20 protein-coding genes are annotated in these 25,816 nt (G+C 62.2%); 9 read left to right on the top strand and 11 right to left on the bottom strand.

What is annotated here, in order from left to right; all coding sequences use genetic code 11:
* Positions 1-120: 120 nt before the first annotated feature.
* The gene (gene icd, locus BGK68_RS13340) at positions 121-1,377 is read right to left on the bottom strand and encodes an NADP-dependent isocitrate dehydrogenase (protein ID WP_075257499.1); all 1,257 of its coding nucleotides are present in this window, start codon (positions 1,375-1,377) and stop codon (positions 121-123) included.
* Positions 1,378-1,628: 251 nt separating this feature from the next.
* Between icd and BGK68_RS13335 the strand changes: the two genes are divergently transcribed.
* The 3 genes from BGK68_RS13335 to BGK68_RS13330 all read left to right on the top strand — a co-directional run bounded on the left by BGK68_RS13335 (position 1,629) and on the right by BGK68_RS13330 (position 3,168).
* On the top strand, positions 1,629-2,195 hold the full coding sequence (locus BGK68_RS13335; RefSeq protein WP_075257498.1) for a pseudouridine synthase: 567 nt from the start codon (positions 1,629-1,631) through the stop codon (positions 2,193-2,195).
* A gap of 191 nt (positions 2,196-2,386) precedes the next feature.
* Positions 2,387-2,557 (top strand): hypothetical protein, encoded by a 171-nt coding sequence (locus tag BGK68_RS28015; protein WP_006463172.1) that lies wholly within the window; start codon positions 2,387-2,389, stop codon positions 2,555-2,557.
* Between the two features lie 146 nt (positions 2,558-2,703).
* On the top strand, positions 2,704-3,168 hold the full coding sequence (locus tag BGK68_RS13330) for a DUF192 domain-containing protein (RefSeq protein WP_075257497.1): 465 nt from the start codon (positions 2,704-2,706) through the stop codon (positions 3,166-3,168).
* 162 nt (positions 3,169-3,330) lie between these two features.
* On the opposite strand, the gene rpsT is transcribed toward BGK68_RS13330, so the two are convergent.
* Entirely contained in the window at positions 3,331-3,597 is a 267-nt protein-coding gene (gene rpsT, locus BGK68_RS13325; protein ID WP_006463174.1) for a 30S ribosomal protein S20, read from the bottom strand.
* A gap of 273 nt (positions 3,598-3,870) precedes the next feature.
* On the opposite strand from rpsT, the gene murJ reads away from it, so the two are divergent.
* Positions 3,871-5,424: a murein biosynthesis integral membrane protein MurJ gene (gene murJ, locus BGK68_RS13320; RefSeq protein WP_075257496.1), complete on the top strand. Its 1,554-nt coding sequence runs from the start codon at positions 3,871-3,873 to the stop codon at positions 5,422-5,424.
* 111 nt (positions 5,425-5,535) lie between these two features.
* Complete coding sequence (locus BGK68_RS13315) at positions 5,536-6,384, top strand: SirB1 family protein (protein ID WP_075259822.1); 849 nt, start codon at positions 5,536-5,538, stop codon at positions 6,382-6,384.
* Between the two features lie 15 nt (positions 6,385-6,399).
* Here the strand turns inward: BGK68_RS13315 and BGK68_RS13310 are convergent, their stop codons facing one another.
* On the bottom strand, positions 6,400-8,322 hold the full coding sequence (locus BGK68_RS13310) for an ATP-binding cassette domain-containing protein (protein WP_075259821.1): 1,923 nt from the start codon (positions 8,320-8,322) through the stop codon (positions 6,400-6,402).
* Positions 8,323-8,647: 325 nt separating this feature from the next.
* On the opposite strand from BGK68_RS13310, the gene BGK68_RS13305 reads away from it, so the two are divergent.
* The 3 genes from BGK68_RS13305 (at position 8,648) to BGK68_RS13295 (ending at position 13,659) form a co-directional block, all read left to right on the top strand.
* Positions 8,648-11,116 carry a penicillin-binding protein 1A gene (locus tag BGK68_RS13305; RefSeq protein ID WP_075257495.1) on the top strand — a complete coding sequence of 823 codons (2,469 nt, stop codon included), beginning with the start codon at positions 8,648-8,650 and terminating at the stop codon, positions 11,114-11,116.
* 507 nt (positions 11,117-11,623) lie between these two features.
* The gene (locus BGK68_RS13300) at positions 11,624-12,367 is read left to right on the top strand and encodes a c-type cytochrome (RefSeq protein ID WP_198937200.1); all 744 of its coding nucleotides are present in this window, start codon (positions 11,624-11,626) and stop codon (positions 12,365-12,367) included.
* Entirely contained in the window at positions 12,364-13,659 is a 1,296-nt protein-coding gene (locus BGK68_RS13295; protein ID WP_075257493.1) for a c-type cytochrome, read from the top strand. Before BGK68_RS13300 ends, BGK68_RS13295 begins: the two co-directional genes overlap by 4 nt.
* Before the next feature lie 75 nt (positions 13,660-13,734).
* Here BGK68_RS13295 and BGK68_RS13290 read toward each other — a convergent pair whose 3' ends face one another.
* From BGK68_RS13290 to BGK68_RS13270, 5 genes are all read right to left on the bottom strand, one after another.
* Entirely contained in the window at positions 13,735-14,427 is a 693-nt protein-coding gene (locus tag BGK68_RS13290) for a response regulator (RefSeq protein ID WP_075257492.1), read from the bottom strand.
* A 42-nt stretch (positions 14,428-14,469) separates the two neighbouring features.
* Positions 14,470-15,804 carry a phosphoglucosamine mutase gene (gene glmM / locus BGK68_RS13285; RefSeq protein WP_075257491.1) on the bottom strand — a complete coding sequence of 445 codons (1,335 nt, stop codon included), beginning with the start codon at positions 15,802-15,804 and terminating at the stop codon, positions 14,470-14,472.
* A 108-nt stretch (positions 15,805-15,912) separates the two neighbouring features.
* Positions 15,913-16,761, bottom strand: a complete 849-nt coding sequence (folP, locus tag BGK68_RS13280; RefSeq protein WP_075257490.1) for a dihydropteroate synthase — start codon at positions 16,759-16,761, stop codon at positions 15,913-15,915.
* A 164-nt stretch (positions 16,762-16,925) separates the two neighbouring features.
* Positions 16,926-18,815: an ATP-dependent zinc metalloprotease FtsH gene (gene ftsH, locus BGK68_RS13275; RefSeq protein WP_013233404.1), complete on the bottom strand. Its 1,890-nt coding sequence runs from the start codon at positions 18,813-18,815 to the stop codon at positions 16,926-16,928.
* Positions 18,816-19,152: 337 nt separating this feature from the next.
* The gene (locus tag BGK68_RS13270) at positions 19,153-19,800 is read right to left on the bottom strand and encodes an RlmE family RNA methyltransferase (RefSeq protein ID WP_075257489.1); all 648 of its coding nucleotides are present in this window, start codon (positions 19,798-19,800) and stop codon (positions 19,153-19,155) included.
* A 76-nt stretch (positions 19,801-19,876) separates the two neighbouring features.
* Here BGK68_RS13270 and yhbY point away from each other — a divergent pair, with 76 nt between their 5' ends.
* On the top strand, positions 19,877-20,335 hold the full coding sequence (yhbY, locus tag BGK68_RS13265) for a ribosome assembly RNA-binding protein YhbY (protein WP_013233402.1): 459 nt from the start codon (positions 19,877-19,879) through the stop codon (positions 20,333-20,335).
* 164 nt (positions 20,336-20,499) lie between these two features.
* Here the strand turns inward: yhbY and greA are convergent, their stop codons facing one another.
* From greA to carA, 3 genes are all read right to left on the bottom strand, one after another.
* Entirely contained in the window at positions 20,500-20,976 is a 477-nt protein-coding gene (greA, locus tag BGK68_RS13260) for a transcription elongation factor GreA (protein WP_013233401.1), read from the bottom strand.
* 402 nt (positions 20,977-21,378) lie between these two features.
* Positions 21,379-24,612: a carbamoyl-phosphate synthase large subunit gene (carB, locus tag BGK68_RS13255; RefSeq protein ID WP_075257488.1), complete on the bottom strand. Its 3,234-nt coding sequence runs from the start codon at positions 24,610-24,612 to the stop codon at positions 21,379-21,381.
* Positions 24,605-25,768 (bottom strand): glutamine-hydrolyzing carbamoyl-phosphate synthase small subunit, encoded by a 1,164-nt coding sequence (carA, locus tag BGK68_RS13250; RefSeq protein WP_075257487.1) that lies wholly within the window; start codon positions 25,766-25,768, stop codon positions 24,605-24,607. The genes carB and carA overlap by 8 nt, the downstream gene beginning before the upstream one ends.
* Between the last annotated feature and the right edge of the window lie 48 nt (positions 25,769-25,816).

Here is a 25,816-nt window from a genome sequence, read left to right as displayed (position 1 = left end):
CCCCGCTCGCGGGGCTTTTTTCATTTCCGCCGGTCAATGCCGTGCTACCACTTCACCACAACCACCACAGACAAAAACAGCCGGGGAATGCGCCCGGCTGTTTCATTCCTCATCCTGCGATCACATATTCTCGATCATGACGTCGCCAAAGCCCGAGCACGAGACCTGGGTAGCTCCCTCCAGCAGGCGGGCGAAGTCATAGGTCACGCGCTTGGACGAGACCGACTTCTGCATGGCGCTGATGATGAGGTCGGCGGCTTCGATCCAGCCCATGTGGCGCAACATCATCTCGGCCGAAAGGATGATGGAGCCGGGATTGACGTAGTCCTTGCCGGCATACTTGGGCGCGGTGCCATGGGTGGCTTCGAACACGGCTACCGAGTCGGACATGTTGGCTCCGGGCGCAATGCCGATGCCACCCACCTGCGCCGCCACGGCGTCGGAGATGTAGTCGCCGTTCAGGTTCAGCGTGGCGATGACGCTGTATTCAGCCGGACGCATCAGCACCTGCTGGAAGAAGGCGTCGGTGATGGCGTCCTTGACGATGATGGCGCGGCCGGTCTTGGGGTTCTTCAGGCGCATCCACGGACCATCGTCGATCAGCTCGGCGCCGAACTCGCGCGCTGCTAGCGCATAGCCCCAGTCACGAAACGCGCCTTCGGTGAACTTCATGATGTTGCCCTTGTGCACCAGCGTCACCGAGGGCTTGTCGTGGTCGATGGCGTACTGGATGGCCTGGCGCACGAGACGCTCGGTACCTTCCCGCGAGACCGGCTTGATGCCGAGTGCAGAAGACTCCGGGAAACGCAGCTTCTTGACGCCCATTTCGCGGGTCAGCAAGTCGATGAGCTTGTTGACTTCGGGCGTACCGGCGGCCCATTCGATGCCGGCGTAGATGTCTTCGGAGTTCTCGCGGAAGATCACCATGTCGGTCTTCTCAGGCTCACGCAGCGGCGACGGCACGCCCTTGAAGTAGCGCACCGGGCGCAGGCAGACATACAGGTCCAGCTGCTGGCGCATGGCCACGTTGAGCGAACGGATGCCTCCGCCCACGGGCGTGGACAACGGACCCTTGATCGCCACCAGGTATTCCTTCAGCACGGCCAGCGTCTCTTCGGGCAACCAGACATCCGAACCATACAGGCGGGTGGCTTTTTCGCCTGCATAGATCTCCATCCAGTGGATCTTGCGCGCGCCGCCATAGGCCTTTTCCACTGCCGCATTGACCACCTTGAGCATGACCGGCGTGACGTCCACGCCCACGCCATCACCTACGATGTAGGGGATGATGGGATTGTTGGGGACATTAAGAGTGTCATCGGCGTTGGCGGTGATCTTGCGCCCTTCTGCAGGCACCTGGATATGTTGGTACGACATCGTGTTCTCCGACGGTTGAGGCGAGCGTGGCCTGTATAGGTATCAGCGGCAGGCAGGAGCAGGCAAAGCAGCGACCATTGCCTGAATTGCCATGCAAGCGGGGAATTTTAAGAGATTTCCGGGATTTGAGCCCGGGAAATTCCAGTTCGCCGCAATCCGAGTTCGATCCAAGTCTTATATAAGACACAGGACATACTAATCGATTATGCATCAGGATTTTACGCAGCGCCATGTTTTTGCGACACTAGCGCATGCCCCTGATCTTATTGAACAAACCCTTCCAGGTGATGAGCCAGTTCTCGGCCCATCCCGAACGCCAGACGCTGGCCGATTACATCGACATTCCCAACGTCTACCCGGCAGGCAGGCTGGACGCCGACAGCGAAGGCTTGCTCCTGCTCACTGATGACGGCAAGCTGCAGCACGCCATCGCCCATCCGCGCCGCAAGTTGCCCAAGACCTACCTGGCCCAGGTCGAAGGACAGCCCTCCCCCGAGGCCCTGGACAAGCTGCGCCAGCCGCTGGACCTGGGCGATTTCGTGACACAGGGCAGCCAGGCCCGGCTGATTGAGGAACCGGGCTGGATGTGGCCGCGCAACCCGCCCATCCGCCAGCGCCAGAACCAGCCGACCAGCTGGATCGCCCTGACCATCAGCGAAGGCAAGAATCGGCAGGTACGGCGCATGACCGCTGCCGTCGGCCTGCCGACCCTGCGCCTGGTGCGCATTGCCATCGGGCCATTCTCGCTGGCGACCCACCCGGTCATGCCGGGCGAATGGCGGGAAGTAGAGCCACTGGAGCTGGAGCGGCAGGGATAGCGGGGCGCAAATCGGAAAAATTACGTCAATGACAATGTTTTTTCTGATCGTACATCATATTTTCTTGGCAAGAACTCTTAAAAATATGAAGAATACTGTCAACCTATGCAAGCCGCTGCCGTTATTGACAGTGATTCGCTCGAATCATCGTTTGCCTCACATCCCTAACATGTTGAATTGAAGGACGCAAAATGAAAAAATTGATCGCCGCTCTGATCGCTGGTCTGTTCGCAACTGCTGCTTTCGCACAAGCTCCGGCCGCTCCGGAAGCGCCGAAGGCTGAAGCCGCTGCTCCGAAGGCCAAGAAGGCAAAGAAAGCCAAGAAGGCAAAGAAGGCAAAGAAGGCAGCTGAAGCTAAGTAATTAGCGTCCGCATGACGAAAAAGGCAGGCTGGTCCTGCCTTTTTTCATGGGCGCGCACTTTGCGCGCATCCCCGGGCCATCCACCATCGCCCGGCACCTGCTATGCTGCTGATCCCTGCACGAACCGATATCCATAGAATCCGAACATGCGCCACCATCCTCTTTCCCGCTTTTTCGTCCGCAGCGCCGCCACCCTGCTGGCGCTCGCCTGCCTCTCCAGCGCCCAGGCCCAGACGCCACAGGTGCGCAAGTTTCCCACCACCCAGCTCAACATCGGCATCCACCTGATCAAGGCAGAAGTCGCCAAGACCGAGGCCGAGCGCGAGCAAGGCCTGATGTTCCGGGAAAAGATGGGGGACAACGAAGGCATGCTGTTCCTGTTCGAGCAGCCGGCCGGGGTCTGCATGTGGATGAAAAACACCCTCATCCCCCTGTCGGTGGCCTTCATGGACGAAAAAGGCGTCATCATCAACATCGAGGACATGAAGGCACAGACGCTGGATTCGCACTGCGCCAAGCGCGCGGCGGTCTACGCGCTGGAGATGAACAAGGGCTGGTTCAAGCAAAAGAACATCCAGCCGGGCAGCCAGATCGAGGGCTTGCCTCGTTAAGCAGGGAGCAGGGCCGGGGCGGTCGCTCCGGCCTCGGCCGCAAGGAAGAACACAGGGCAATACAAACGCAAAAAACCGCTTAGCAATAAGCGGTTTTCTTGTACTGCATCTACTGCAACCTGAAGCGGGCGGAGCCGCGCTTCAGTTCAAGCCAGGCGCAGATTAAGCAGCCAGGGCCTTCAGGGCAGCAGCCAGACGGCTCTTGTGGCGAGCAGCCTTGTTCTTGTGGATGATCTTCTTGTCGGCGATGCTGTCGATGGTCGACACGGAAGATTGGAACACGGAGGTTGCTGCAGCCTTGTCGCCGGCAGCGATGGCCTTGCGAACTGCCTTGATTGCGGTGCGCAGGGTCGAGCGCTGGCTCGAGTTGTGAGCGTTTTGCTTGACTGCTTGACGAGCACGCTTACGTGCCTGTGCGGTATTTGCCATGAAAATTATCCTAAATCGAGAGTCGTTTGCGCCGCAAACCCCTAGGACTCGCGATGCCAAATTCTGTAAAGCATTGGATTATAACCAGATTTGCGTGAGCAGGCAACCAACTTGTCCGCATCTGCGGTAAACCGGACGGTATCCGTTGCCATACAGCCCCACCGCCGCGCTGAACCGATCCGCCCGGTAGCACTCTACAGCGCCAAGGCATGCATTACCCGCCTACGCCTGGCCGCCGCCCCAGGCCTCCCTGCCCCGCTATAATGCCGCTCCATGAATCTGCATAAAACCCTAGCCGCCATCTCCGGCATGACGATGCTCTCGCGCATCACCGGACTGGTCCGGGAAATCCTGTTTGCCCGTGCCTTTGGCGCTTCCGCCTATACCGACGCCTTCAATATCGCCTTCCGCATCCCCAACCTGCTGCGCCGGCTGTTTGCCGAGGGCGCTTTCTCGCAGGCCTTCGTCCCCATCCTGGCCGAATACAAGAACCAGCGCGGCGAGCAACAGACCAAGCACCTGGTGGACCATGTCGCCACGGTGCTGATGTGGGTCATGCTGGCCACCTGCGTGGCCGGCATCCTGGCCACTCCCTTTGTGGTCTACTTCATCGCCACCGGCCTGCAATACAACCCCGATGCCTTCCACGCCTCGGTGCTGATGACCCGCATCATGTTCCCCTACATCGGTTTCATGGCCTTCGTGGCGCTGGCCGGGGGCATCCTCAATACCTGGAAGGAATTCAAGATTCCCGCTGTGACCTCGGTATTGCTGAACCTGGCCTTCATCATCGCCTCGCTGTTCGTGGCCCCCTTCATGGCGCAGCCCATCTATGCGATGGCCTTTGCCGTGCTGGTGGGCGGCATCCTGCAGGTGGCCATCCAGGTGCCGGCGCTGATGAAGATCGGCATGCTGCCGCACCTCTACTGGAATCCCATGCTGGGCCTGCGCGATGAGGGCGTCAAACGGGTGCTCAAGAAGATGGGGCCGGCCGTCTTTGCCGTCTCGGCGGCGCAGATCAGCCTGATGATCAATACCAACATTGCCTCGCGCCTGGAACATGGCAGCGTGTCCTGGCTCTCCTATGCAGACCGGTTGATGGAATTCCCCACGGCGCTCCTGGGCGTGGCGCTGGGGACCATCCTGTTGCCCAGCCTGTCCAACGCCCACGCCGCGCAGGACATGGAAGAATACTCCTCCCTGCTGGACTGGGGCCTGCGCCTGACCTTCATGCTGGCCATGCCCTCTGCCGTCGCCCTGGCCACGCTCTCCGAGCCCTTGACGGCCACCCTGTTCCACTATGGCCGCTTCGATGCGATTTCGGTGACCATGACTAGCCACGCCCTGGTGGCCTACGGGGTCGGTCTGATCGGCCTGGTCATGGTCAAGATCCTGGCGCCGGGCTTCTATGCCAAGCAGGATATCCGCACCCCCGTGATCATCGCCGTGGGCGTGCTCATCGCCACCCAGCTGATGAACAGCGTCTTCGTTCCCCTGTTCGCCCACGCCGGGCTGGCGCTGTCCATCGGCCTGGGGGCCTGCCTGAATGCCTTGTGTCTGTTCATCGGACTGCGCCGCCGCCAGATCTATGTACCGCGCCCCGGCTGGGGCCTGTTCCTGGTGCGCCTGACGGGTGCGCTGCTGGTGCTGGCGGGTGCTTCGCTGTGGATCGCCGGACATTTCGACTGGATCGCCCTGCGCGCCCATCCGCTCATGCGCATCGGCGCCCTGGCGCTGGTAATGCTGGTGTGCGCCCTGGCCTACTTCGGGCCGCTGTTTGCCATGGGATTCCGGCTGCGCGAGTTCAAGCGTATTGCGCGGCGCTGAGGTGGTGAATCAAAAGGTGTTTGTCAGACTGTGGGCAAGCTGAATCATGATCTTTCTTGCCACAGCAGACAGACCTGACGCAGCGCGCAATATTTTGATAGCATGGGTGGCATGACGCTCACCTCCCTCGACTATTTCGCTTCACTGGTGCGCCAGGACGATTCGATTCCCCTGTTCGAATCCGCCCTGACGCTGGGTCAGGACTTCTATCCCGAAATGGATTTCGCCGAAGAGGAGATGGCGCTCGATACGCTGGCCGCCAAGCTCAAGCAGCGCCTGCCCTCGGACGCTTCGCAGATCCAGAAGCTGCGCATGCTCAACCATTTCTTCTTCCAGGAAATGGCCTTCGCCGGCAACGTCAACAATTATTACGATCCCGACAACAGCTACATCCACCGGGTGCTCTCGACCCGGCGCGGCATCCCCATCTCGCTGGCCGTGGTCTATATCGAACTGGCCCAGCACATCGGGCTGGATATGAAGGGGGTGTCATTCCCCGGTCATTTCCTGATGAAGCTGTCGGTACAGTCGGGGGAAATCGTGCTCGACCCCATGAACGGGGCCAGCCTCTCGCGGGAAGAACTGGAAGAGCGCCTGGAACCTTTCCTGGCGCATCAGCCTGATGAAGAATTCGGCGATGAACTGCCGCTGGCAGCCTATCTGCGGGCGGCGCATCCGCGCGAGATCCTGGCGCGCATGTTGCGCAACCTCAAGGCCATCTTCATGGAAAGCCAGCGCTGGCAACAGGTGCTGGATGTGCAGGAGCGCCTGGTCATCCTGCTGCCCGAGGAAATCACCGAAAAGCGCGACCGCGGACTGGCCTACGCCAACCTGGGCCAGGCCCAGGCGGCGCTGGAAGACCTGGAAGCCTACCTGGCCCTGCGCCCCCATGCCGAGGACGCCCCCAACCTGCGCGAGATGCTGCCCGACCTGCGCGAAGCGCTGCGCAAGCCGAGCTGACCAGCCTTTGCGGGCTTACTGCTTGCCTTCGATTTCTTCCCAGCGCTCCAGGCTCACCAGCAATTCTTCGTCGATCTCGGCAAAGCGCTGGTTCAGCTTGACGGCCTCGTCGGCGCCCTTCTTGTACAGATCCGGGTCGGCCAGCTTGGCGGACAGCTCCTTCTGTTCCGCTTCCAGCGCGGCGATGCGCTTGGGCAGTTCTTCCAGTTCACGCTGTTCCTTGTAGCTCAGCTTCTTCTTGGCGGCCATGGGCGCCACGCCCGGTGCGGCCATGGTCGATTCGGCCTTCACCTCGCTCTTGTCAGCAGCCTTGGCGGCGGCCTTGGACGAAGCAGCCTGCTGCGCCGGGCGCTGGCGCTCCCAGTCGGAATAACCACCCACGTATTCACGCCAGACGCCATTGCCTTCCGAGGCGATCACCTGGGTGACCACATTGTCCAGGAACATGCGGTCGTGGCTGACCAGGAAGACGGTACCTTCGTACTCTTCCAGCAATTCTTCCAGCAGTTCCAGGGTATCGATGTCGAGGTCGTTGGTCGGTTCGTCCAGCACCAGCACATTGGCCGGCTTGGCGAACAGGCGCGCCAGCAGCAGGCGGTTGCGCTCGCCGCCGGAGAGCGTGCGCACCGGCGAACGGGCGCGCTCGGGCGCGAACAGGAAGTCCGACAGATAGGTCATCACATGCTTGCGCTGGCCGTTGACTTCGACCCAGTCGCTGCCCGGCGCGATGGTATCGGCCAAGGTGGTTTCTTCATTCAACTGCGCGCGCATCTGATCGAAATACGCCACCTGCATCTTGGTGCCCTGCTTGACGGTGCCACTGTCGGGCGCTTCCTCGCCCAGGATCAGCTTCAACAGCGTGGTCTTGCCGGCGCCATTCTGGCCGATCAGGCCGACCTTGTCGCCGCGCATCAAGATGGTGCTGAAGTCGCGCACGATGGTCTTGGGACCGTAGGCCTTGTTCACATTCTCCAGTTCCGCCACGATCTTGCCGGAACGCTCGCCCGTGCCCACTTCCAGCTTCACCTGGCCTTGCCGCTCGCGGCGCTCGCTACGCTGCACGCGCAAGGCTTCCAGGCGGCGCACACGGCCTTCGTCGCGGGTGCGGCGGGCCTGCACGCCCTTGCGGATCCAGACTTCTTCCTGCGCCAGGAATTTGTCGAACTTGGCGTTTTCCACCTCTTCATTGGCCAGCAGCTCGGCCTTGCGGGCCTGGTAGGTGGTGAAGTTGCCGGGGAAGGACAGGATCTTGCCGCGATCCAGTTCGATGATGCGGGTGGAGACGTTGTCCAGGAAACTACGGTCGTGGGTGATGAAGAGGAGGCTGCCCTTGAAGTCGCGCAGCAGGCCTTCCAGCCACAGGATGGAGCCGAAGTCGAGGTGGTTGGTCGGTTCGTCCAGCAGCAGCACGTCGGGGTTGCCGACCAGGCCGCAGGCCAGGGCCACGCGCTTCTTCATGCCGCCGGAGAGCTCGCCGATGCGGGCATCGCGGTTCAGGTTGAGCTTGTCCAGCGTGGTCTCGACCTTGTTGCCGATAGACCAGGCATCAGCCGCATCCAGCACGGTCTGGATCTGGTGCATGCGTTCCAGCAGGGCGTCGTCATTGTCGCCGCCGAACTGGCCGGTGATGGCTTCATATTCGGCCAGCAGCGCCGGCAGCTCGCCCAGGCCCGAGGCCACGGCGTCGAAGACGGTCATCTCTTCCGGGAAATGCGGTTCCTGATCGACGTAGGCGATCTTCAGGTTCTGCTGCATGACCAGGAGGCCGTCGTCCAGCTTGGAGCGACCCGCGATGATCTTCAGCAGCGAGGACTTGCCGGTGCCGTTGCGGCCGATCAGGCCGATGCGTTCGCCGGTCTCCAGCGAGAATTCGGCGTGATCCAGGAGGGCGACGTGGCCGAAGGCCAGTTGTGCGTCGGAGAGGGAAATGACTGCCATAGCGTGCGTGATCTGCGTGAGTGCGTCGGCCAGGGCCGCGCAGGATGAATGCGGAGGCGCTTGATGCGGGAAAAAGCGCAAGAGCGGCATTGTACCGACTGCGCCGCTGAAATGCTGATTTAAGCGCAGGAATGCCGACAAGCCCAGCCAATGACGCCCTCGGTTTGCACTGTAGCAACGGTCCTGACGACAAATAGCGACAGATACTCGAATTTCAGCGTCGAAGAAGTCCCATGTTACAACTGGTTAAGCATTGGCCGAGCGCCCTGCGCCGGCCTGGCGGCCCGATGCTGTAAGATAGCGCATCCCGATTTCCGCTCATCCCATGCCTCTGCCAACGCTTCCCCGCCCGCATTCCCGACCGCTCGCCCGACAGCGCGGTTTTCTCAACCCCAACATTGCCAAGTTCATCGGACTGTCCATCCTTGGCCTGGGCGTCGCCGGCGCGCTGCTGGTGGTCTATGCCCTGATCTTCATCAATCCGCGCCTGCCCTCGCTGGACCTGATCACCGACTATCGCCCCAAGGTGCCGCTGCGCATCTGGTCCGAAGACAAGGTGCTGCTGGGCGAGTTCGGGGAAGAAAAGCGCAGCCTGGTCAAGCTGGACGACATTCCGGCCGACATGAAGAACGCCGTGCTGGCCATCGAAGACTATCGCTTCTATGAACACGGCGGCATCGACTGGATCGGCATCGCCCGTGCGCTGGTCACCGACGTGCTGCGCGGCAGCGCCTCGCAAGGCGCCAGCACCATCACCATGCAGGTGGCGCGCAACGTCTTCCTGACCAAGGAAAAGACCTTCTCCCGCAAGCTCTATGAAGTGCTGCTGGCCAACAAGATCGAACATGCCCTGACCAAGGACCAGATCCTGGAGGTCTACATGAACCAGATCTACCTGGGCCAGCGCGCCTTCGGCTTCGCCGCCGCTGCCCGCACCTACTTCGGCAAGGACCTCAAGGACGTCACCCTGGCCGAAGCGGCCATGCTGGCCGGCCTGCCCAAGGCGCCCTCAGCCTACAACCCCATCGTCAATCCCAAGCGCGCCCATATCCGCCAGCAGTACATCCTGCAGCGCATGCTGGACGTGGGCTTCATCACCAAGGCGCAATATGAAAAGGCCGCCAAGGAAGAGCTGAAGGTGCGCGCACCGGGCAGCCAATACAACATTCACGCCGAGTATGTGAATGAAATGGTGCGCCAGATGGTCTATGCGCAGTACAAGGAAGACACCTACACCCAGGGCTTCAACGTCTATACCACCGTCAATGCAGCCGACCAGCAAGCGGCTTACCTGGCCGTGCGCAAGGGCGTGATGGATTACGACCGCCGCCACGGCTATCGCGGCCCGGAAGAGACCATCGAGCTGCCCGCCAATGCCGAGGACCGCGCTGCCGCCATCGATGACGTGATGGATGACCATCCGGACAACGACGACATCCTGGCCGCGGTGGTAGTCGCGGCCAGCCCCAAGCAGATCGACGCCGTGCTGCGTAGCGGCGACAAGATCAGCATCAAGGGCGAGGCACTACGCTTCGTGGCGTCGGCCCTGTCGGAAAAGGCCAAGAAGGACATCCGCATCGGCCCCGGCGCACTGATCCGCGTGATGCAGGACGCCAAGCAGAACTGGCAGGTGGTGCAACTGCCGCAGGTGGAAGCCGCGCTGGTGTCGGTGGTGCCGCAGGATGGCGCGATCCGCGCGCTGGTCGGCGGCTTCGACTTCACCCAGAACAATTTCAACCACGTCACGCAAGCCTGGCGCCAGCCTGGCTCCACCTTCAAGCCCTTCATCTACTCGGCAGCACTGGAGAAGGGTTTTGCGCCGGCCTCCATCGTCAACGATGCCCCGGTCTCCTATCCTGCCGGCCCCGGCCAGCCGAACTGGGAGCCCAAGGACGATGAGACCCCGGCCGGTCCCATCACCGTGCGCACGGCCCTGCAGAAGTCGGTGAACCTGGTGGCCATCCGTACGCTGGATTACATCGGCGTGCCCTATGCCAAGGACTTCATCACCGGCACCTACGGTTTCGACGCCGACAAGGTACCGCCCTACCTGCCCATGGCGCTGGGTGCGGGCCAGACCAATCCGCTGCAGCTCTCGGCGGCCTACTCGGTGTTTGCCAACGGCGGCTACAAGGTCCAGCCCTACCTGATCTCGCAGATCACCGATGCACGCGGCCAGGCGCTGTCCAAGGCCGAGCCGCTGATCGTGGGCAATGGCGCGCCGCGTGTGGTGTCGGAGCGCAACAGCTACATGATGACCAGCATGCTCAAGTCGGTGGCCCAGGGGGGTACGGGCGCGCGCAGCAACAGCATCGGCCGCAGCGACCTGGCCGGCAAGACCGGCACCACCAATGACGCCGTCGATGGCTGGTTCGCCGGTTACCAGCGCACCCTGGCGACGGTCGTCTGGATGGGCTATGACCAGCCCAAGAGCCTGGGCAGCAAGGAATTCGGCGCGCAGCTGGCGCTGCCGATCTGGGTCGACTACATGGCCAAGGCCTTGAAGGGTGTGCCGCAATTCGACTTGCCGGTGCCTGAAGGCATCCGCTTCATCGATGGCGAGCCCTACTACGACAACTTCACCCCGAATAACGGTCTGGTGACCAATGTGGGCGTGACGGTGGTGGATGCGATCTCGAACTTCTTCGGATGGACGCCGAGCCAGGCTCCGGCTGCGCCGGGTGGCGCGCAGCCGGAACCGAATGTCCCTGGCACTGCACCGGCGACCAATGGTACGCGCGCCCCCAATGAAAATGCGCGGCGTTTCCTGGAAAGCACCAACCAGGGTCATTGAAAGAAAGCCTCTTCCTGATGCAGAGGGAGAGGCTGAAGGCGAAGCTGAAAACGAAAAAGCGCAGAGGTTGCCCTCTGCGCTTTTTTTATGCTGGCGCCCCCGACACGGATCGAACGTGTGACCTATCCCTTCATACCACTATGGCTTTCGCCACCGGAGAACGTTTGTGGTCTGGACTATACCTTGACCATGGGCCTGTGCCTGATGCCGCACATGCCTACAGGCCGGAGCCGTCTAGTCTCTACACCTTCCGGTTTCCATCCATCTCGGAAACTGGCTTGGCTCGGTATTGCCAGCAGCCGCGCAGTCGCAGGGACCAGGCGCTGTCAGGGTTCACCGAATTTGACTCCATTCACGCGGCGCCTTTCGGCAGCCGCTGCCCAATTGTCTTTAGGAGGGGATCGCTCTATCCACTGAGCTACGGGGGCAGCAAGGCCGCTATTGTAGCTGCTGCGTCCAGGCTTGCAAAGCTGCAAGCAGGGGCAAGGCTTGGACTACAATAGGTTCATGCGCTTGCTCAATAAAAATGTGAAGGGGACGGCAGCCATCGTGCTGGGGATAGGGATGGCATGCGGCTTGGCGACGGCAGCGGCCCCAGAGGCTGCGCCAGCTGCCATTGCGGGCATGGCCGAACGCATGGCGGCCTGTACCGCCTGTCATGGCAAGCAAGGGCGCGCCACCGCTGATGGCTACTATCCCCGCATCGCGGGCAAGCCTGAGGCCTATCTCCTGAATCAGTTGCAGAGCTTCCGCGATGGACAGCGGCGCTATCCGATGATGAATTACCTGCTGGCCAACCTGTCCGACGATTATCTGCAGCAGATCGCGCGCTTTTTCGCTGACCAGCATCCGCCCTATTCGCCGCCGGCCCCGAATGAGGCCAGCGCCACCGTGCTGGAGCGCGGCCGCCGTCTGGTCGCGGAAGGCGATCCGCAGCGGCGCATACCGGCCTGCATCGCCTGCCATGCGCCCAGTCTGGGTGGCGTCCAACCTGGCATCCCCGGGTTGCTGGGTCTGCCGCGCGACTACATCAATGCCCAATTGGGCGCCTGGCGCAATGGCGACCGCACGGCAAAGACGCCTGACTGCATGGCTGCCGTCGCACGTGCGCTCAGCCCCGAAGAGATCAATGCGGCCAGCAGCTGGCTCAGCGCCCAGACCGTGCCGGCGGACTACGCACCTGCACCAACGCTCCCCGCGCCGCTGCCGCAGCACTGTGGCAGTCAACCGCAGGCGGGAGTGCAGCGATGAAGCGCACGCACCTGCTCAAGAGCCTGGGCGCCACTGCCGCATTGCTGATCGCGCTGCCAGCCGCCGTCATCGGCTGGCAATGGCTACGCCCGGAAGATCGCGGCGTGGTTGCTCCCGCCCCCGCCCCCACGCGCCAGCTGGCGCAAGGCCAATACCTGGCGCGCGCCGGCAACTGCATGGCCTGCCATACCGCGCGCGGCGGCACCCCCTACGCTGGCGGCCGCGCCATCGCCTCCCCTTTCGGCACCCTCTACACCAGCAACATCACCCCCGACAAAGCCACCGGGATCGGCCAATGGAGCGCCGACGACTTCTGGCGCGCCCTGCATCATGGGCGCGGCAAGGACGGGCAATTCCTGTATCCGGCCTTCCCCTATACCAGCTATACCCGCTTGAGCCGCGCAGACAGCGATGCGCTGTTCGCCTACCTGCAAAGCCTGCCGCCCGTGGCACGCGCCAACCAAGCCCATGCGCTGCGCTTTCCCTACGACCAGCGCATGCTGCTGGGACTATGGCGCGCACTCTACTTCACGCCGCAAAGCTACCAACCCGATCCCCGCCAGGATGCCCAATGGAATCGCGGCGCCTATCTGGTGCAAGGCGCGGGCCATTGCAGCGCTTGCCATAGCGCACGCAACCGGCTGGGCGCAAGCATTGAGCCGCTGGCGCTGGCGGGCGGCGTGATCCCGGCGCTGCAATGGTATGCGCCGCCCTTGCACGGAGGGACAGATGGCCTGCAAGACTGGAGTACTGCGGATATCGCCGCCCTGCTCAAGACGGGCGTCTCTCCCCATGCAGTGACGCTAGGGCCGATGTCGGAAATCGTCGGTCGCAGCCTCCAGTACCTGAACGATGCGGATGTCAGCGCCATGGCGGTTTATCTGAAATCCCTGCCGGCCAGCGCTGCGGACGACACGGCGCGACCTGCTCCGGTAGAACCCGCCGAGGCCGAGCGCATCCTGAAGCAAGGCAAGCAGCTCTATGGCACCCTGTGCGTGGACTGCCATGGCGGCAAGGGCCAGGGCAGCGCGCCCGACTACCCGCCGCTGGCGGGCAACCACGCCATTGCCGGCCCACATCCAGCCAACGCCATCCGGGCCGTGCTCAATGGCGGCTTCCCCCCCTCCACGGCGGGCAACCCCTATCCCTTTGGCATGCCGCCCTTCGGTCCGCAACTGAGTGACCAGGAGGTGGCCGCAGTGGTTTCCTACGTGCGCACCAGTTGGGGTAACCAGGGCGATCTGGTCTCGGCGGCAGAGGTGAACCGCTATCGCAGCGTGCCGCTGGATTGAACGCCGAGGCTGTCAGGACGTAAAAAAGGCGATCCGTGGATCGCCTTGCTGATGCAGCATCTGGGGGGCCGGCGCTTACTGTTCGGCGCTGAGCTTGTAGCCCATGCCGCGCACCGTCTGCACATAGTGAGCCAGGTCGCCCAGCGACTTGCGCAGCCGCATGATATGGACATCCACGGTGCGCTCTTCGATGAAGGTATGGTCGCCCCAGACCTTGTCCAGCAGCTGGGCGCGCGAGAAGATCCGCTCCGGATGCGCCACCAGGTAGCGCAACAGCTTGAACTCGGCCTGGTCCAGCAACACCGGCTTGTCGGCCACCGAGACCTGGCGTCGTTCGACGTCGATGCTGATGTCGCGATACTTCAGCGCCTGGCTGCCGATCTCCGGCGCCTTGCGACGCAACAGCGCCTGCACCCGCGCCACCAGTTCCTTGGGCGAGAAAGGCTTGGTGACGTAGTCATCCGCGCCCTCGTTCAAGCCCTTGACCTTGTCTTCTTCCATCCCCTTGGCGGTCAGCATGATCACCGGCAGGCTGGCGGTGCGCTGGTCGCGCCGCAATTCGTTCAACAAGACCAGGCCGGAACTGTCGGGCAACATCCAGTCCAGCAACACCACATGGGGCAGCGACTCGGCGATATGCTTCCTCGCCTGCGCCACGTCGGTGGCGATGGTGGTGGCAAAGCCCGCCCCCTGCATCGTGAAGCGCAACAGCTCCGCGATGCTGGGTTCGTCCTCGACCATCAGGATGTGGGGTAACTCTTTTGGCATCGTCCTTCTATCCGCAACACTGAATACTGAACAAGACCGGGCTCAAAGCACCTTGGCCGCAATGCGCTGCGCCATGCTGCGCGCCAGGTCGGCCTGCTGGGCTTCCACCATCACGCGGATCAGCGGCTCGGTGCCGGAGGGGCGCAACAGTACGCGGCCGCGTTCGCCCAGTTCCTCTTCCACGGCAGCCTTCTCGGCTTGCAGCGCGGTATTGGATTTCCAGTCGTAGCCAGCGGGAATCTTCACATTGACCAGCGACTGAGGATACATGGAAATATCGGCGGTCAGCTCGGCCAAGGTCTTGCCGCTGCGCTTCAAGGCCGACAGCACCTGCAAGGCCGAGACGATGCCGTCGCCGGTGGTGTGCTTGTCCAGCGCCAGCAGGTGGCCGGAGCCCTCGCCGCCCAGCACCCAGCCCTTTTCCTGCAGGACTTCCAGCACATAGCGGTCGCCCACCTTGGCGCGCTCGAAGGGCACGCCCATCTTCTTGAAGGCCACTTCCAGCGCCATGTTGGTCATCAGTGTGCCGACCGCGCCATGCACCGGACCGGTGGCCAGGCGATCCTTGACCATCAGGTACAGCAGCTCGTCGCCGTTGTAGATACGGCCTTCGCCATCGACCATGATGAGCCGGTCGGCATCGCCGTCGAGTGCGATGCCCAGGTCGGCGCGGAATTCGCGCACCGAGGCCACCAGGGTCTTGGGTGCAGTGGCGCCGCAGTCTTCATTGATGTTCAGGCCATCCGGCTGGTTGCCGATGGTGATGACCTCCGCGCCCAGCTCGTGGAACACGTGCGGGGCGATATTGTAGGCCGCGCCATGGGCGCAATCGACCACCAGGCGCATGCCACGCAGGTTCATGGCGTTGGGGAAGGTGCTCTTGCAGAACTCGATGTAGCGGCCGGGCGCGTCTGACAGGCGGCGCGCCTTGCCCAGCTTCTCGGAGGGCACGCAATCCATGGGCTGTTCAAGCGCGGCCTCGATATCGGCCTCGACCGAGTCCGGCAGCTTGTTGCCGGTGGCCGAGAAGAACTTGATGCCATTGTCGTGGTAGGGATTGTGCGAAGCCGAAATCACCACGCCCGCCGAGAGCCGCAGCGCACGGGTCAGATAGGCCACGGCCGGGGTAGGCAGCGGACCGGCCAGCCAGACGTCCACGCCGGCGGCGGCAAAGCCGGCTTCCAGCGCGGCTTCCAGCATGTAGCCGGAAATACGGGTGTCCTTGCCGATCAGGACCGTGGGACGGGTCATGCCATCCTTGGCCTTGGCCAGCACCTTGCCGGCGGCATAACCCAGGCGCATGACGAAATCCGGAGTGATGGGCGCCACGCCCACGCGACCACGCACGCCATCGGTGCCGAAATACTTTGCTGCCATATCTGTCCTTTTCCTTTTGTCTTGCGGACCTGTGCCCCCCACGGTCCATCTCCCATGATGCGTCCAGGCCGGCCGCATCATCCTGAATACCCTTGCCCGCTGACCCGCTCAGGCGTCTTCCCGTCCGGCCTGCCACATGGTGAGGGCATCGACCGTCTCGGCCACGTCATGCACCCGGATGATCATCGCACCCTGCTGGGCGGCCACCAGCGCCGCGCCGATGCTGCCGGCCATGCGCCGCTCCAGCGGCTTGCCGGTCACCGCGCCGATCATCGATTTGCGCGACATTCCCGCCAACAGCGGCAAACCCAGGTGCCGGATCAGGCGCCGGGTATTCTTCAGCAAGGCGAGATTATGCTCCACTGTCTTGCCAAAGCCAAAACCGGGATCAATACAAATACGCTCGCGAGCAATACCGGACTGGCGCATCAGGTCCACCTGTTGTTGCAGGAAAGCCTCGACCTCGCCGACCACGTCGTGGTACTGCGGCGCCTGCTGCATGGTCTGCGGCTGGCCCTGCATGTGCATCACGCAGAGCCCGGCTTCGCTGTCCACAACCGCCTCGATGGCGCCTTCTGCGCGGAAACCGTTGATGTCATTGATCATGTCCACCTCGGCCAGCAGCGCTTCACGCATGACGGCGGGCTTGTAGGTATCCAGCGAGAGCGGTTTGCCACAGTCGCGCAGGGCGTAGATCACCGGCAGCACGCGTTCCAGCTCCTCTTCCAGCGACAGCGGCGCGATGCCGGGGCGGGTCGATTCGCCGCCGATATCGATGATGTCCACGCCATCGGCGATCATCTGCTCGGCATGGGTCAGGGCCATGTCCAGGCGCTGGTGACGGCCGCCGTCCGAGAAGGAGTCCGGCGTGACATTGAGAATGCCCATCACCAGGGGGCGACGGCCTTGCTGTACCGACAGGCGGAACCTGCCGCATTTGAGGAATGCTTGCGTCATCTTGCTTGTGTGGTGGTGCGGAAAACTTTTGCTGCGCGTCCTTGGCAGGACGCCAGGCGATGCATGATACACCGCCTGATCTTGTCTTTTTGATCAGGGCTGAAAAAGAAAAAAGGTGAGGATCACTCCTCACCTTCCTTGCTACCGTGCATCTGCCGTCGCCATCAGGCCGGGGCCGTGGCATTGGGCGAGACATCGCCGGAACGGTTGTTGTCCGAAGGCGACTTCTTGGCCGGTACGCCATTGCGCGGCGGACGCGGTTCGTCGCCGTTCATGATGTCGTTGACCTGGTCGGCGTCCAGGGTTTCCCATTCCAGCAGGGCCTTGGCCATCACGTCGACCTTGTCACGATGCTCTTCCAGCAGGCGACGGGCCAGGGCGTATTGCTCGTCCAGGATGCTGCGGATTTCGGCGTCCACCTTTTGCTGGGTGGCTTCGGAGACGGTCTTGGAGGACATGCGGCCAAAGTAGGCGTCCTGCTCCGAATCTTCATACACCATGGTACCCAGGGTCACGGACATGCCGTAGCGGGTGACCATGGCCCGGGCCAGCTTGGTAGCGCGCTCGAAGTCGTTGGAAGCGCCGGTGGACATCTGGTGCATGAAGATTTCTTCAGCGATACGACCACCGAAGAGGATCGAGATCTCTTCCAGCATCTTGTCCTTGTACATGTTCACGCGGTCATGTTCCGGCAGCTGCCAGGTCAGGCCCAGGGCATAGCCACGCGGCATGATGGTCACCTTGTGGACCGGATCGGCCTTGGGCAGCAGCTTGGCGACGACAGCGTGGCCGGACTCGTGGTAGGCAGTGTTGCGGCGCTCTTCCTCGCGCATCACGGCCGACTTGCGTTCCGGACCCATGACGATCTTGTCCTTGGCGTCCTCGAAGTCCTGCATCTCGACCAGACGCTTGTTGCGGCGGGCGGCGAACAGGGCGGCTTCGTTGACCAGGTTGGCCAGATCGGCGCCGGAGAAACCGGGCGTGCCACGGGCCAGGATGTCGGCCTTGACGTCAGGGGCGATGGGCACCTTGCGCATGTGGACGTAGAGGATCTGTTCGCGGCCACGGATGTCGGGCAGGCCGACCATCACCTGGCGGTCGAAGCGTCCCGGACGCAGCAGCGCCTTGTCCAGCACGTCGGCGCGGTTGGTGGCGGCGATCACGATGACGCCGGAGTTGGCTTCGAAACCGTCCATCTCCACCAGCATCTGGTTCAGGGTCTGTTCGCGTTCGTCATTGCCGCCGCCCATGCCGGCGCCACGATGGCGGCCGACGGCGTCGATTTCGTCGATGAAGATGATGCAGGGTGCGTGCTTCTTGGCGTTCTCGAACATGTCGCGGACACGGGAAGCACCCACGCCGACGAACATTTCCACGAAGTCCGAACCGGAAATGGTGAAGAACGGCACCTTGGCTTCGCCGGCGATGGCGCGCGCCAGCAGGGTCTTACCGGTACCCGGGGGACCGACCATCAGCACGCCGTGGGGGATACGGCCGCCCAGCTTCTGGAACTTGGTGGGGTCGCGCAGGAACTCGACCAGCTCCTGCACTTCTTCCTTGGCTTCGTCGCAACCGGCGACGTCAGCAAAGGTGACGGAATTGCTGTTTTCATCGAGCATGCGCGCCTTGGACTTGCCGAAGGAGAACGCACCGCCCTTGCCGCCACCCTGCATCTGGCGCATGAAGAAGATCCAGACGCCGATCAACAACAGCATCGGGAACCACGAAATGAAGACTTGCGACAGGAAGGATTGCTCTTCCGGTTGCTTGACGTCGAACTTGACGCCATTGTTGAGCAGGTCGCCGACCAGGCCGCGATCCAGATAGGTCGCCGCGGTCTTGACCTTGGTGCCATCCTGGGTGGTGGCCACGATGGTGCGATCCTCGATGGTCGCATCCTTGATGTGGCCTGCCTTGACCTCGGAGATGAAGTCGGAATACGCGATCGCCTTGGCGTTGGTCGCCATGCTGCGGCTGTCGAACTGCTTGAACACCATAAACAGCACGAGCGCGATGACTACCCAGATGGCAGCCTTGGAAAACATATTGTTCACTGGAACTCCTCCGACGCCTGGGCGCCACGTTGCCTTTGTATGCTCCGATTTTACCCGGATTCAAACACCCTTACACAGAAAACCGCCGTCCGCCCTGCTCCCGGCGTGCGCTCACGCAACGCAACATCGCGTGCGGGCTACCTCTGGAAGCAGGCTTGTCATTTCGCCATCAGCAGTCCTGGACAGCCGGTAGAGGCAATCAGACGATTCCTGAAAATCGATATGAGGCTGAAATCAGGCAAAACAAGTCAGGAAAACGCAGCATCTGAAGAGAAATCTGGCAGATTTTGCGCTCAAACCGAGCTTCTGACGCTGTTGCGCATCAACTTTAACCGATTTAGCTGCGAGGATTTTTCAGGATTTTCCCTAGAAGAAAGATTTCCGACGACTTATCGCGACTGGCCTTGGGCTTTTTTGACATCACGGTCTTGAATTCGGCCCGGAATTTATGCACCAGCTCGTTGTAGCCAGTCCCGTTGAAACACTTGACCAGCAAGGAGCCGCCAGGTTTCATGTGTAGCTGCGCAAAATCGATGGCCAGGTCGATCAGGTACTCCACACGGGCAGCGTCGGCGATGGCTACCCCGGACAGGTTGGGCGCCATGTCCGAGAGCACCAGGTCGGCCTTGCGACCGTCCAGCACGGCTTCCAGCTGGCGCACCGGCTCCTCCTCGCGGAAGTCGCCCTGAATATAGTGGACGTCGGCAATCGGGTCCATTGGCAGGATGTCCAGGCCGATGATGGTGCCATGGATGCCTCCGCCCTGCGCACCGGCCAGCTTGTTGCGCACGTACTGGCACCAGCTGCCGGGGGTGCAGCCGAGATCGACGATCACCTGGCCAGGCTTGATGAGCCGCTCTTCCTCGTCGATTTCCTTGAGTTTGTAGGCGGCGCGCGCACGATAGCCCTCCTTCTGTGCAAGCTTCACATAAGGGTCGTTGATATGGTCGTGTAACCAGTTTTTGTTCAGTTTGTTCTTTGCCATTCGCGTAGAATACTGGTTTTATCTCATTGAGGGACAACTTGGCGCCGCCGAGACACCGTCCCGAACCTGCACTCCCATGTTGACATTGACTCCCGCCGAGCGCAGCGAACTGCGCGCCCAGGCCCATGGCTTGAACCCCGTTGTGATGGTTGGCGAAAGCGGCCTGTCCGAATCCGTGATGAAGGAAATCGACAAGAGCCTGAACGCCCACGGCCTGATCAAGGTACGCGTCTTCGGCGACGACCGCGAAGCCCGCATCGCGATCTACGAAACCATCTGCGCCGAGCTCAAGGCCGCCCCGGTGCAACACATCGGCAAGCTGCTGGTGCTGTATCGCCCGCAGAAGGACGAGGGCAAGAAAGCCGCTGCCGGCGCCAAGGGCGGCCTGCGCGAAGTGACCATCGTCAAGTCGCACGCCACCAAGCGCCCTTCGGTGAGCAAGGTCATGCTCAAGGGTAACGAGCGCATCACCGCCGGTGGCCTGGTCAAGAAGGCCAAGCCGCGCCAGCGCAGCACCAAGAAGTCCCTCGGCTGATTGTCGTTCGCCCACCGGGCTGCAGCTTGCTGCGGTCCAAAAAACAGAATGCCCGCTGATGCGGGCATTTTCATTTCCGGCTCGTCGGAGTTTGCAGCAGATCACATCCTTGCTGGAGGGATCGCTGCGGCGGCCTATCCGCAGACAGGCCGCCTGATGCCACGTCAGACGTAGCGCACTTCCAGGATCTCGTATTCCTTCAGACCCGACGGGGCTTCCACCGCCACGACGTCGCCAGCGCTCTTGCCGATCAGGGCGCGGGCGATGGGCGAGGTCACGGAGACCTTGGATTCCTTGATGTCGGCCTCGTCCAGGCCGACGATCTGGTAGGTCACCTTCTCGCCGCTGTCCAGGTTTTCCAGGTCCACGGTGGAGGCGAAGACCACGCGGCCTTCCGCGTTCAGTTCGGCCGGATCGACGATCTGGGCCGCGCCCAGCTTGCCTTCCAGGTCAGCGATGCGGCCTTCGATGAAGGCCTGTCGCTCCTTGGCCGACTCGTATTCGGCGTTTTCCGACAAGTCGCCCTGCGCGCGCGCTTCGGCGATCGCGTTGATGACTTCCGGACGGTCTTTGGTTTTCAAACGGTGCAATTCTTCCTTCAGAAGTTCGGCGCCACGCTTGGTAAGGGGAACTGTGCTCATAAGTCTCTTGCTCAAGGTTAGGGTTACACGGAGGACGCATCCAAGGTCCGCGAGCCAGCGAACACGCAAAAGGACAGCATCGCCGCCAACCTGGCGGACAAGCATCGTCTTTGCGGGAACATTCTGGCTGGTATGCGGACCGTTGCTGCAGGATTCCGTCAGCTCTTCAACAACACGCGCTCCTGACTCAGAGCCGCTAAGGACATGACGCCAAGCGGGTGCCGTTGTAACGGCGGCACGGTGGCGTCATGTCCTTAGCGTCCCCGGACGGATCTGCCCTGCAACATTGAACATGTTGTGGCCGCAGGGTGTCGTCCAAAAGTCAGAGAGGGCATCGATTGCTCAGATGCCCTCTGCGCTTGCCGGCGTCAGATACTGCCGACAAAGTAACGTGTTGTGGGTTTAGTGTATAGCTTTATGCAGGCCTTGTAAATCGTAGACGTCCAAGGACTCCAGATGGCGCATCCCTTCCACTGCTGCTTCGGCACCGGCGATGGTGGTAAAGGTGGTCACGCGGGCGGCCAGGGCCGAGGTACGGATCGCTCCGGAGTCGGCAATGGCGTTGCGCTTTTCTTCCACGGTGTTGACCACCAGGGCGATCTCGTTGTTCTTGACCATGTCCACGATGTGCGGACGGCCTTCCACCACCTTGTTGACGGTGGCCACCGGGAGACCGGCAGCGCTGATGGCAGCCGCCGTCCCCTTGGTGGCGACAATCGAGAAGCCCAGCGCCACCAGATCGCGCGCTACTTGCACGGCACGCGGCTTGTCGCTGTTCTTCACCGACAGGAAGACCTTGCCCGACTTCGGCAGCTTCACGCCGGCGCCCATCTGCGACTTCACGAAGGCTTCGCCGAAGGTCTTGCCCACACCCATGACTTCACCGGTGGACTTCATCTCGGGGCCGAGGATGGTGTCCACGCCCGGGAACTTGACGAACGGGAACACGGCTTCCTTGACGCTGTAGTAAGGCGGCACGACTTCGTTCTTGATGCCCTGGCTGTCCAGCGACTGGCCGACCATGCAGCGGGCGGCAATCTTGGCCAGTTGCAGGCCGGTGGCCTTGGAGACGAAGGGCACGGTACGCGAGGCGCGCGGGTTCACTTCCAGCACGAAGACGGTATCGACGGTCTTGCCATCGACTTCGCTTTGCTGGATGGCGAACTGCACGTTCATCAGGCCGACCACGTTCAGGCCCTTGGCCATCAGCGCGGTCTGGCGCTTCAGTTCTTCAATCGTTTCCGTGGACAGCGAATACGGCGGCAGCGAGCAAGCCGAGTCGCCAGAGTGCACGCCAGCCTGTTCGATGTGCTCCATCACGCCGCCGATGAAGGTACGTTCACCGTCGGAGAGGCAATCCACGTCCACTTCGATGGCATCGTTCAGGAAGCGGTCCAGCAGCACCGGCGAGTCATGCGAGACCTTGACGGCTTCGCGCATGTAGCGCTCCAGGTCACGCTGCTCGTGGACGATTTCCATGGCGCGGCCACCCAGCACGTAGGACGGACGCACCACCAGCGGGTAACCGATTTCCTGCGCCAGTTGCAGCGCGTCGGCTTCGGTACGGGCGGTACGGTTGGGCGGCTGGCGCAGGCCCAGGTCCTGCAGCAGCTTCTGGAAACGCTCGCGGTCTTCGGCGGCGTCGATCATGTCGGGCGACGTGCCGACGATGGGCACGCCATTGGCTTCCAGGTCCAGCGCCAGCTTCAGCGGGGTCTGGCCGCCGTACTGGACAATCACGCCAACCGGCTTTTCCTTGTCGACGATTTCCAGCACGTCTTCCAGCGTCACCGGCTCGAAGTACAGGCGGTCGGAGGTGTCGTAGTCGGTCGAAACGGTTTCCGGGTTGCAGTTGACCATGATGGTTTCGTAACCATCGTCACGCATGGCCAGCGCGGCATGCACGCAGCAGTAGTCGAATTCGATACCCTGGCCGATACGGTTCGGGCCACCGCCCAGCACCATGATCTTCTTCTTGTCGGTCGGGTTGGATTCGCACTCTTCGTCATAGGTCGAATACATGTAGGCGGTATCGGTCGAGAACTCGCCCGCACAGGTATCGACACGCTTGAAGACCGGACGCACACCCAGCTTCTTGCGCTGCTCGCGCACGGCGGTGTCGGTGGTCTTCAACAGCTTGGCCAGGCGGCGATCCGAGAAGCCCTTCTGCTTCAGCTGGAACAGGGTGGCCTTGTCCAGCGACTCCAGCGCGACGTCCTTTTCCAGCCACAGTTCGATATCGACGATCTCCTTGATCTGCGACAGGAACCACGGGTCGATGTGGGTCAGGCCGTGCACTTCTTCCAACGAGAAGCCTTGGGCAAAGGCATCGCCCACGTACCAGATGCGGTCCGGACCGGGTTCGCCCAGTTCCTTCTCGATCAGTTCGCGGTCGGTGGTCTTTTCGTTCATGCCATCCACGCCCACTTCCAGGCCGCGCAGGGCTTTCTGGAAGGATTCCTGGAAGGTGCGGCCGATGGCCATGACTTCACCCACGGACTTCATCTGGGTGGTCAGGTGCTTGTCGGCCTGCGGGAATTTCTCGAAGGTGAAGCGCGGGATCTTGGTCACGACGTAGTCGATGGACGGCTCGAAGGACGCCGGGGTCGCGCCGCCGGTGATCTCGTTGCGCAATTCGTCGAGGGTGAAGCCCACGGCCAGCTTGGCGGCGATCTTGGCGATCGGGAAGCCGGTGGCCTTGGAGGCCAGTGCCGATGAACGCGAGACGCGCGGGTTCATTTCGATGACGATCATGCGGCCATCGGCCGGGTTGACCGAGAACTGCACGTTGGAGCCGCCGGTATCCACACCGATTTCACGCAGCACCGCCAGCGAGGCGTTACGCATGATCTGGTATTCCTTGTCGGTCAGCGTCTGTGCCGGCGCGACCGTGATGGAGTCACCAGTGTGCACGCCCATCGGGTCCAGGTTTTCGATGGAGCAGACGATGATGCAGTTGTCCGCCTTGTCGCGGACCACTTCCATTTCGTATTCCTTCCAGCCGATCAGCGATTCTTCGATCAGCAGCTCGGACGTCGGCGAAGCCTCCAGGCCGCGCTTGCAGATGGTTTCGAATTCTTCGGCGTTGTAGGCGATGCCGCCGCCGGTGCCGCCCATGGTGAAGGACGGACGGATGATGACCGGGAAGCCGATGGTCTTCTGCACCGCCCACGATTCTTCCATCGTGTGCGACACACCCGAACGGGCCGAACCCAGGCCGATCTTGGTCATGGCCTGCTTGAACTTGGAGCGGTCTTCGGCCTTGTCGATGGCTTCCGGAGTCGCGCCGATCAGCTCGACCTTGTACTTGTCCAGCACGCCGTTGCGGTGCAGGTCCAGCGCGCAGTTCAGCGCGGTCTGGCCGCCCATGGTCGGCAGGATGGCGTCCGGCTTTTCCTTGGCGATGATGCGCTCGACAGCTTGCCAGGTGATCGGCTCGATGTAGGTGGCATCAGCCATTTCCGGGTCGGTCATGATGGTGGCCGGGTTGCTGTTGACCAGGATGACCTTGAAGCCTTCTTCACGCAGGGCCTTGCAGGCCTGGGCGCCGGAATAGTCGAATTCGCAGGCCTGGCCGATGATGATCGGGCCAGCGCCAATGATCAGGATGCTTTTGATGTCAGTACGCTTAGGCATTTTGTTTCTTCTCCATCATCGCCACGAACTTGTCGAACAGGGGAGCGATGTCATGCGGTCCAGGGGATGCTTCGGGGTGGCCCTGGAAGCAGAAAGCAGGTTTGTCGGTACGCTCGAAGCCTTGCAGCGAACCGTCGAAGAGCGAGACGTGGGTCACGCGGCAGTTGGCCGGCAGGGTCGCCTGGTCCACGGCGAAACCGTGGTTCTGCGAGGTGATCATCACCTGCTTGCTATCCAGGTCCTGCACCGGGTGGTTGGCGCCGTGGTGGCCGAACTTCATCTTGAGGGTCTTGGCGCCGGAGGCCAGGGCCATGATCTGGTGACCCAGGCAGATACCGAAGGTCGGGATGCCGCGCTCGATCAGTTCCTTGGACGCGGCGATGGCGTAATCACAGGGTTCCGGATCGCCAGGACCGTTGGAGAGGAAGATGCCGTCCGGATTCAGGGCCAGCGCCTCGGCAGCAGTGGCTTGCGCCGGCAGCACGGTGACCTTGCAGCCGCGCTCGGCCAGCATGCGCAGGATGTTGTACTTGACGCCGTAGTCGAAGGCGACCACGTGGAATTTCGGGGTGATCTGCTGGCCATAGCCGCGGCCCAGACGCCATTCGGTCTCGGTCCAGTTGTAGGCCTTCTGGGTGGAGACCACCTTGGCCAGGTCCATGCCGGCCAGGCCGGGGAAGGCGCGCGCCAGTTCCAGTGCCTTGGCGGTGGCCGCCGCGATGTCCGCATCACCGGCGACGATGGCGCCGTTCTGGGCGCCCTTCTCGCGCAGGATGCGGGTCAGCTTGCGGGTATCGATGCCGGCGATGGAGACGATGTTGCCTTCTTTGAGGTAATCCGACAGCGATTGCTGGCTGCGGAAGTTCGACAGCAGGCGCGGCAGGTCCTTGATGATGAGACCGGCGGCGTGGATCTGCGAAGCTTCGACGTCTTCACGGTTCACGCCCGTGTTGCCGATGTGCGGATAGGTGAGAGTGACGATCTGGCGGCTGTAGCTGGGGTCGGTCAGGATTTCCTGGTAGCCGGTCATCGCGGTATTGAACACGACCTCACCGGTGGTGTTGCCTGCGGCGCCGATGGAAAAACCTTGGAAGACAGACCCGTCTGCGAGCGCGAGGACGGCCGGAATCGCGGGACCGGAAAGAAGAGGCAGCAAGGGTAACTCCTGAGATTGTTACCGCCGCGGCTGGATGACCGGTAGACC

The sequence above is a fragment of the Herbaspirillum camelliae genome (genome assembly GCF_001929405.1).
Classification (GTDB): Bacteria; Pseudomonadota; Gammaproteobacteria; order Burkholderiales; family Burkholderiaceae_D; genus Herbaspirillum; species Herbaspirillum seropedicae.
Note: the sequence above shows the minus strand (reverse complement) of the source record. Positions and strands in the feature narration are given on the sequence as shown.

Excerpts from the sequence above, each read along its gene's own strand:
- icd (WP_075257499.1), bottom strand. The coding sequence starts at position 1,377 with ATGTCGTACCAACATATCCAGGTGCCTGCAGAAGGGCGCAAGATCACC.
- BGK68_RS13335 (WP_075257498.1), top strand. The coding sequence starts at position 1,629 with ATGCCCCTGATCTTATTGAACAAACCCTTCCAGGTGATGAGCCAGTTC.
- BGK68_RS28015 (WP_006463172.1), top strand. The coding sequence starts at position 2,387 with ATGAAAAAATTGATCGCCGCTCTGATCGCTGGTCTGTTCGCAACTGCT.
- BGK68_RS13330 (WP_075257497.1), top strand. The coding sequence starts at position 2,704 with ATGCGCCACCATCCTCTTTCCCGCTTTTTCGTCCGCAGCGCCGCCACC.
- rpsT (WP_006463174.1), bottom strand. The coding sequence starts at position 3,597 with ATGGCAAATACCGCACAGGCACGTAAGCGTGCTCGTCAAGCAGTCAAG.
- murJ (WP_075257496.1), top strand. The coding sequence starts at position 3,871 with ATGAATCTGCATAAAACCCTAGCCGCCATCTCCGGCATGACGATGCTC.
- BGK68_RS13315 (WP_075259822.1), top strand. The coding sequence starts at position 5,536 with ATGACGCTCACCTCCCTCGACTATTTCGCTTCACTGGTGCGCCAGGAC.
- BGK68_RS13310 (WP_075259821.1), bottom strand. The coding sequence starts at position 8,322 with ATGGCAGTCATTTCCCTCTCCGACGCACAACTGGCCTTCGGCCACGTC.
- BGK68_RS13305 (WP_075257495.1), top strand. The coding sequence starts at position 8,648 with ATGCCTCTGCCAACGCTTCCCCGCCCGCATTCCCGACCGCTCGCCCGA.
- BGK68_RS13300 (WP_198937200.1), top strand. The coding sequence starts at position 11,624 with ATGCGCTTGCTCAATAAAAATGTGAAGGGGACGGCAGCCATCGTGCTG.
- BGK68_RS13295 (WP_075257493.1), top strand. The coding sequence starts at position 12,364 with ATGAAGCGCACGCACCTGCTCAAGAGCCTGGGCGCCACTGCCGCATTG.
- BGK68_RS13290 (WP_075257492.1), bottom strand. The coding sequence starts at position 14,427 with ATGCCAAAAGAGTTACCCCACATCCTGATGGTCGAGGACGAACCCAGC.
- glmM (WP_075257491.1), bottom strand. The coding sequence starts at position 15,804 with ATGGCAGCAAAGTATTTCGGCACCGATGGCGTGCGTGGTCGCGTGGGC.
- folP (WP_075257490.1), bottom strand. The coding sequence starts at position 16,761 with ATGACGCAAGCATTCCTCAAATGCGGCAGGTTCCGCCTGTCGGTACAG.
- BGK68_RS13270 (WP_075257489.1), bottom strand. The coding sequence starts at position 19,800 with ATGGCAAAGAACAAACTGAACAAAAACTGGTTACACGACCATATCAAC.
- yhbY (WP_013233402.1), top strand. The coding sequence starts at position 19,877 with ATGTTGACATTGACTCCCGCCGAGCGCAGCGAACTGCGCGCCCAGGCC.
- greA (WP_013233401.1), bottom strand. The coding sequence starts at position 20,976 with ATGAGCACAGTTCCCCTTACCAAGCGTGGCGCCGAACTTCTGAAGGAA.
- carB (WP_075257488.1), bottom strand. The coding sequence starts at position 24,612 with ATGCCTAAGCGTACTGACATCAAAAGCATCCTGATCATTGGCGCTGGC.